General features: G+C 73.7%; 4 protein-coding genes. All 4 read left to right on the top strand.

Features of this window, described 5'->3' with window-relative positions; all coding sequences use genetic code 11:
- On the top strand, positions 1-1084 hold a 1084-nt coding region (locus tag ADK55_RS08395), incomplete at its 5' end, for a polyketide synthase dehydratase domain-containing protein (protein WP_053676853.1).
- Entirely contained in the window at positions 1081-4230 is a 3150-nt protein-coding gene (locus ADK55_RS08390; protein ID WP_053676852.1) for a non-ribosomal peptide synthetase, read from the top strand. The genes ADK55_RS08395 and ADK55_RS08390, both read left to right, overlap by 4 nt.
- Positions 4231-4285: 55 nt before the next feature.
- The gene (locus ADK55_RS08385) at positions 4286-6109 is read left to right on the top strand and encodes a non-ribosomal peptide synthetase (protein ID WP_078998641.1); all 1824 of its coding nucleotides are present in this window, start codon (positions 4286-4288) and stop codon (positions 6107-6109) included.
- Positions 6106-7145 (top strand): argininosuccinate synthase-related protein (locus ADK55_RS08380; protein ID WP_053676850.1); only part of this gene is annotated, 1040 nt, incomplete at its 3' end. The genes ADK55_RS08385 and ADK55_RS08380, both read left to right, overlap by 4 nt.

Raw genomic sequence — 7145 nt, 5'->3', positions numbered from 1 at the left:
CGGGGCGGCCCTCGAAGCCGAGGTCACGGCCGGTGCGGTCCGGCGCCCGGACGCCCCGACCGGAGACGGCGTCCCGACCGGCGCCGTGGGACTGGCCACCGGACCCCGCTGGGACTGCCTCGACGGGATCCGGCGGGGCGACGCGGAGGCGCTGCTGACGCTGCGCCTGCCCGAGGCGTTCCACGGCGACCTCGCGGCGCATCCGCTGCACCCCGCGCTGCTGGACGTGGCGACGGGCGCCGCGGCCGGCGTGTCGGGGCGTCATCTGCCGGTCGCCTACCGGCGCATGATCGTCCACCGGGAGCTCGGCGCGGCGCTGCGCGCCCACGTGGTGATGCGCTCCGGCGACCCCGTCGCCGACGACACCCTGGTCGCGGACGTGTTCCTCACCGCGCCGGACGGTTCCCCGCTGGTGACGGTCGAGGGGTTCGTGCTGCGCGCGGTCACCGCGCCCGCCGGCGCGGACCGCCCGGGTGCGCCCGGCCGGCCGGCGGACACCGACGGCATTCCCACCGGGCGGGGTCTGCTGGCCCTCGAACGGATCCTCGGCAACCGCCACCTGCCGCACGTACTGGTGAGCCCGCGCGCCGGCCGGACGCACCCGCTGCCCGGCACGGCCGCCGGACCGGCGGTCGGCACGGCGGCCGCCCCCCGCACCGACGCCCCGGCCGACACGGCGCGGCCCGTGGACCCCGACGACGTCGGGCAGCGGATCGCCGAGGTGTGGTCCCGGATGCTGGGCGTGCCCCGGATCGGCGCCGACGACAGCGTCTTCGAGCTGGGCGCGGACTCCCTGACCATCGTGCAGATCACCGCCGAACTCCAGCGCATCGGCCTGGCCGTGGCACCGAGCGACCTGTTCGCCCACCCGACGGCGGGCGGCCTCGCCGCCCACCTCCGCGACGCGGCCGAGGCCGCGTCCGGGGGACGCGCGGTGTCCGGGACACCCGGGGCCGGCCGGTCGGCCCCCGCCGTCGACACACCGTCCCGCACGGACACCGGCGCCTTCCCGGACGCCGATCTCAGCACCGAGGACCTGGCAGAGGTCATGAACCTGTTCGGGTTCGGAGAGGACAAGCAATGAACAACATCGAGGACATCTACCCGCTCTCGCCCGCCCAGGAGGGCATGCTCTTCCACAGCACGACCTCTCCGGAGCACGGCCTCTACGTGGAGCTCACCACCTTCCGCGTCAGCGGGGACCTCGACGTCGAAGGCCTCACGGCGGCCTGGCAGGCCGCCGCCGCCCGACATCCCGTCCTGCGCACCGCCTTCGTCCACGAGCGGATCAGCGCACCGCGCCAGGTGGTCCTGCCGACCGCCGAGGTGCCCGTCGACTTCCGTGACCTGTCGCACCTCGACGGGGCCGCGCGGGACACGGAGATCGCGGGCGAGCTGGACCGCAGGCGCCGCGAGCCCTTCGATCTGACCCGACCCCCGCTGATGCGGCTGCTCGTCCTGCGCCTCCCGGACGAGCACCTCCTCGTGTGGACCTACCACCACCTGCTGCTCGACGGTTGGTCGGCCGCCCTGCTGATGGCGGAGGTCACCGCGACGCTCGGCGGCGCGGACCCGGGTCGCCCGGCGCCGCCGCCGTTCCGCGACCACATCGCCTGGCTGCGCGACCAGGACGCCGACCGGGACCGGGAGTTCTGGACCGGGCACCTCGCCGGGTACCGGGAGCCGGCCACCCTCACGCTCCCCGGGACCCGGCCCGGGGCCCGCCCGTCCGGCGACTACCGCAGGGTCTCCACGACCCTGCCGGCCGGGACCACCGACCGGCTGCGGGCCCTCGCGGCGTCCCGTTCGACCACGCTCGGCAGTGTGGTGGAGGCCGCCTGGGCCGGGACCCTGGCCCGGTACAGCGGCAAGCAGGACGTGGTGTTCGGCGTCACCGTCTCCGGCCGCCCCGCCGGCCTGGAGCGGGCCGGCGAGATGATCGGCATGTTCATCAACACCGTCGCGACGCGCGCCCGGATCGATCCGGAACTGCCCGCAGACGCCTGGCTTTCGCGGTACGCGCAGGCCCGACACCCCATCCTGGAGCACCAGCACACCCCGCTGACCGACGTCCAGCGGTGGGCCGGACTCCAGCCGGGCGTCGCGCTCTTCGACTCCGTGGTCGTGTTCGAGAACTACCCGGACGAGTCACGGGCCGTGCTCTCCGGCGGCGCGGTCATCACCGACGTCCGCTACGAGACCCGCACGAACTACGCGGTGACCCTCGTCGTGCGGACCGGTGAGGAGACCCACCTTCAGGCGATCGTGGACTCGGCCCGCTTCGACGAGAGTGAGGCCGAGGCCCTCCTCGCCCACGTCGCGGCCGTCCTCACCCGGTTCGCCGACCGCCCGCAGACGCCCGTGGGCGAACTCCTCGCCGTCCCCGAGCCGGTCCGCGCACTCCAGCTCGACCGCTGGAACGGCACCGACATCGACCGGACCCCGCCGCGCGCGTTCCTGGCCGACCTGATCGGCGCGGCCGTCCGCGACCGCCCCGACCACCCGGCCGTGGTCGCCGGATCGACCACGTACGACTACCGTGCGCTGGACGCGCGGGCCACGGCGCTGGCCCTGCGGCTGGTCGACCTCGGGGTGCGCGCCGGCGACCGGGTGGCGGTCTGCCTCGGCCGCGGCGCCGACCTGGTCACCGCGCTGCTCGGCGTCGCGCGGGCGGGCGCCGCCTTCGTGCCGCTCGACCCCTCGCACCCGGCGGACCGGATCGCGTACGTACTGAAGGACGCGGCCCCCACGCTGGTGCTCACCGACGGCACGCCGCTGCCCGGGCCGGAGTCCTGGAACGGCGCCGTGCTCGACCTGTCCCGGGAGACGCTCGCGCACGGCGCCGGCGAGGACGGCACCCGACCCGACCCGACGGCCCTGCCCGACGCGGACCCGGACGGGCTCGCCTACCTCATCTACACCTCGGGCTCCACCGGCAACCCCAAGGGCGTCGCGGTCGGCCACCGGGCGCTCGCGAACCTCGTGGACAGTCTCGCGTTCCGGCACCCCGGTCTCACCGCCGAGGACCGTTTCCTGGCCCTCACCACGCTGACCTTCGACACCTCGCTGGCCGAGCTGCTCGTACCGCTGGCCGTCGGCGCGACCGTCCACGTCGGCCACCGCTCGCTGGGGCTGAGCGGCACCGAACTGGACCGGTACGTCGAGCGGTACGGCATCACGGCCCTCCAGGCGACCCCCTCCCGGTACCGTGCGCTGCTCGACTCCGGTTGGCAGGGCGTGGACCGGCCGCGGCTCTACAGCTGCGGCGAGGCGTTCCCGCCGGACCTGACGGCCCCGTTGACCGAGCGCGGGTCGAGCGTGTGGAACATGTACGGGCCCACCGAGACCACCGTCTACTCCAGCGTGGAGGAGATCCGCAAGGACACCGTGCGGGTCACCGTGGGGCGTCCCCTGTCCAACACCGTGCTGCGCGTGCTCGACCCGGCCGACGGGCTGCTGCCGATCGGCTGCGTGGGCGAGCTGTGCATCGGTGGCGACGGGGTGGCCGAGGGCTACTGGAACCTGCCCGAACTCACCGCGGAGCGCTTCGTCGGCGACCCGTTCACCGGGGGGCGGACCCGGATGTTCCGCACCGGCGACCACGCCCGGGTGCTGCCCGACGGGCGGGTGGAGGTCCTCGGCCGGATCGACCGGCAGCTGAAGCTGCGCGGGTACCGGATCGAGCCGAGCGAGATCGAGGCGGTGCTCCTGGACCTGACCGAGGTCGCGGGGGCCGCCGTGGCCGTGCGGGACGGCCGACTGGTCGCGTGGACCGTGCCGGCGGACCGCTCCGCCGTGCTCGAACCTTCCTGGTTGGCGGGTGAGTTGCGACGCCGGCTGCCGTCGTACATGATTCCGGAAACCTTCGTGGGGCTGGCCGAGCTGCCGATGACGCCGGCGGGCAAGACGGACCTCCTCGCGTTGCGGGCGCCGCTGCCCGCGCCGGAGGGGACGCCCGACGCCCCCGCGCCGGAGGTCGCCGGCACGGCGGAGGCACGGGGGCGGGAGGAGCTGATCGCGAAGCTGTTCCGGGACGTGCTCTCCCTGCCCGAGGTCGGGCTCGACGACGACTTCTTCGAACTCGGCGGCGACTCGCTGCGGGCGATGCGGCTGGCGTCCAAGCTCCAGGCCGAACTCGGCGCCGAGTTGGACATCGAGCTGTTCTTCGACGCCTCCACGGTCCGGGAACTGACGGCCGCCCTCGCCGAGGCCCTCCCCGAATCCGGCTGACGACACGGCCCGGGTCGCGCCGCGGGCCGGCAGAGCAGACACACACCACACACCGATGGGAACACGCGTGATGGCCACCCTTCTCGAACCGGCCGACGACCGGCTCGACACCCTGCTGTTGAGACGGTGGGACGACGCCCCCGAGCGGATCGCCGTCGTCGACGGCGACCGGGAGATCACCGCGGGCGAACTCCGGGACCGCTGCCTGCGGGTCGCCTCGCTGCTGCGGCGGCGGCGGGCGCGTCCCGGAGACCGGGTGGCGGTCTACGTGGAGCGTTCCGCGGAGTTCGTGACGGGCGTGAGCGGTGTGGTCCTCGCCGGCGCCGCCCAGGTGGCGTTCGACGCGAACGACCCGGTGGAACGCACCCTCGACATGTTGGCCGACTGCCGGCCCCGGCTGCTGATCACCACCGAGGCCCTCCGGTCCCGGCTCCCCGCCGGGCTCGACGTCGAGGTGGTGACGGTCGAGGAGTGCGCGGCCGAGGCGCCAGTCGGCGCGTTCGAGCCGGCCGCCGACCTGGCCGAGCAGCCCGCGGTGGCCATCTACACCTCCGGCTCCACCGGCCGCCCCAAGGCGTCGCTCATCCCGCACCGGGCGGTCGCCAGTCGCCTGAAGGCGCTCCAGCGCGCCCACGGGCTGGGCGAGGACGACCGGATGCTGCACCACACCGCGTGCAGCTTCGACATGTTCCTCATCGAGGTGTACTGGCCACTGATCACCGGTGCCACGATCGTGATCGCCGCTCCGGGGCGCCAACGCGACGCCGACTACCTCGCGCGGATGATCCGCGAGGCGGACATCACCACCTTCTACTGCGTGGTCTCCCTGCTCGACCTGTTCCTGCTGGCCCGCGGCCCGCAGGAGCGTTTCGACGGGCTGCGCCGGGTCCTGACCGGCGGGGAGCCGCTCGGCCCCGAGCTGGTCCGCCGCTTCCACGCGCGGTCCACCGCGCCGCTCACCAACCTGTACGGGCCGAGCGAGTGCACGATCTACTGCACGGCGTGGGTCCCGCCCCGGGACACGGAGTTGGACACCGTGTACATCGGCCCGGCCATCGAGGACACCACACTGCGGATCCTCGACGAGGACGGCCGTCCGGTGGCCGACGGGGAGCCGGGCGAGCTGTACATAGGGGGCGCCGGTCTCGCCCTGGGCTACCTCGACCGGCCCGAGCTGACGGCCGAGCGGTTCGTCCCGGACCACCTCGGCGATCCCGGGGACCTGCTCTACCGTTCCGGGGACCTCGTGCGGAGCCACCCGGTGGGCGGGCTGGAGTTCCTCGGCCGGGTGGACCTCCAGGTGAAGGTGCGGGGCTACCGCATCGAGCTCGGTGAGATCGAGGCCGCCGCCCTGCGCGTCCCCGGGGTCCGCCAGGCGGCCGCGGTCGCGTGCGGGTCCGGCGGCGAGGCGCGCCTGGTCGGCTTCCTGGTCGTCGAGCCGGGCACCGACCCGCGGGCCATGACCGCCGCCGTCCACGCGGCACTGCGTTCCGCGCTCCCGGGGTACATGGTTCCCGCCGCCCTCACCGTGCTGCCGGAGCTGCCGCTGACCGCCAACGGCAAGCTCGACCGGACCCTGCTGGCGGAGCGGGCCCTCACGGCGCTGCCCGCCACCACCGCGCTGGAGACGCCCGCCGGGGAGGCGGGCGAAGTGGAGAAGCTCGTCGCCGACGTCTGGTGCGAGGTGCTCGGCCTGCCGGCGATCGGCCTGCACGACGACTTCTTCGACATCGGCGGGGACTCCTTCAAGGTGATCCGTGTGACCCGGAAGTTGGAGAAGCTGCTCGGCTTCGAGGTGCCGATGCACCTGGTGTTCGACGAGCCCACCGTCGCGGAGTTCAGCGCCGCCCTCGCCGAGCGGCACGAGGAGGAACAATGAGACCCCGGACCCCGATCCGCTCGTTCGACGACCTCCGCCTCCACGCGCCGGACCTGTCCTCCCCCGTGGTCACCCTCTTCAGTGGGGGCCTGGACAGCACCTACCTGCTGCTGCGGCTGGTGCGGGCGGGCGTGCGGGACGTCCACGCGCTCAGCGTCGACCTCGGCGAGGACGAGAGCAGCGCGCACAAGCAGGCGATGGCCGACCAACTCGGCATCCGGCTGCACCTGGTGGACGCCCGCGAGAGGTTCGCGGAGGAGTACGTCCGCCCCGCGATAGCCGCGCACGCGGTGTACCTCGACACCCACCCGATCAGCAGCTCCCTGAGCCGGCCGCTGATCGCCGAGATAGCCGTGGACACGGCGCGCGAACTCGGCGCCGGTACGGTGCTGCACACCGCGAACCGCTCGCAGAACACCCTGCGCCGGCTCAACGGGGCCCTGGACCTGCTCGGGTTCGCCGGGCGCCACGGCAGCCCGTACGATCTGACCCCCGTCGACCGGGGTCGCAAGATGCACGAGTTGAAGGAGGCCGGGCTCGACCAGTTGAACGAGCGACTGGTCAGCGGCGACTCCAACCTGTGGTGTCGGGAGTTCGAGTCGGGGATCCTCGACGACCCCGAGGACCACGCCGTGCCGGAGGAGCTGTACCGGTGGAGCGTTCCCCGGCCCGGTACGGGACCGGAGGAGATCGAGATCGGTTTCGACCGTGGCCGGCCCGTCTCGGTGGACGGTCGTGCCCTGCCGCTGACGGAGCTCGTCGAGACGCTCAACCGAAGGGTCGGCGCCCACGGAATCGGTCGCTACTCCGGGCTGGAACACCTGGCCGCAGGACAGAAGGTCCTGGAGGTGAGGGAGATGCCGGCGGCGACCCTGCTGCTGCGTTCCCACCGTCACCTGGAGACGGCGACGCTGCCCGCGGAGACCATCAGGGAGAAGATGCACCAGGAGCAGATCTGGGTGCGCGAGGCGCTGGAGGGCCGTTGGTTCGACGGTCTGCGGCGGGCGAGCCAGGCCTTCGTGGACGTCTGCTCGCA

The organism is Streptomyces sp. WM4235 (assembly GCF_001279725.1).
Taxonomy (GTDB): domain Bacteria; phylum Actinomycetota; class Actinomycetes; order Streptomycetales; family Streptomycetaceae; genus Streptomyces.
Note: the sequence above shows the minus strand (reverse complement) of the source record. Positions and strands in the feature narration are given on the sequence as shown.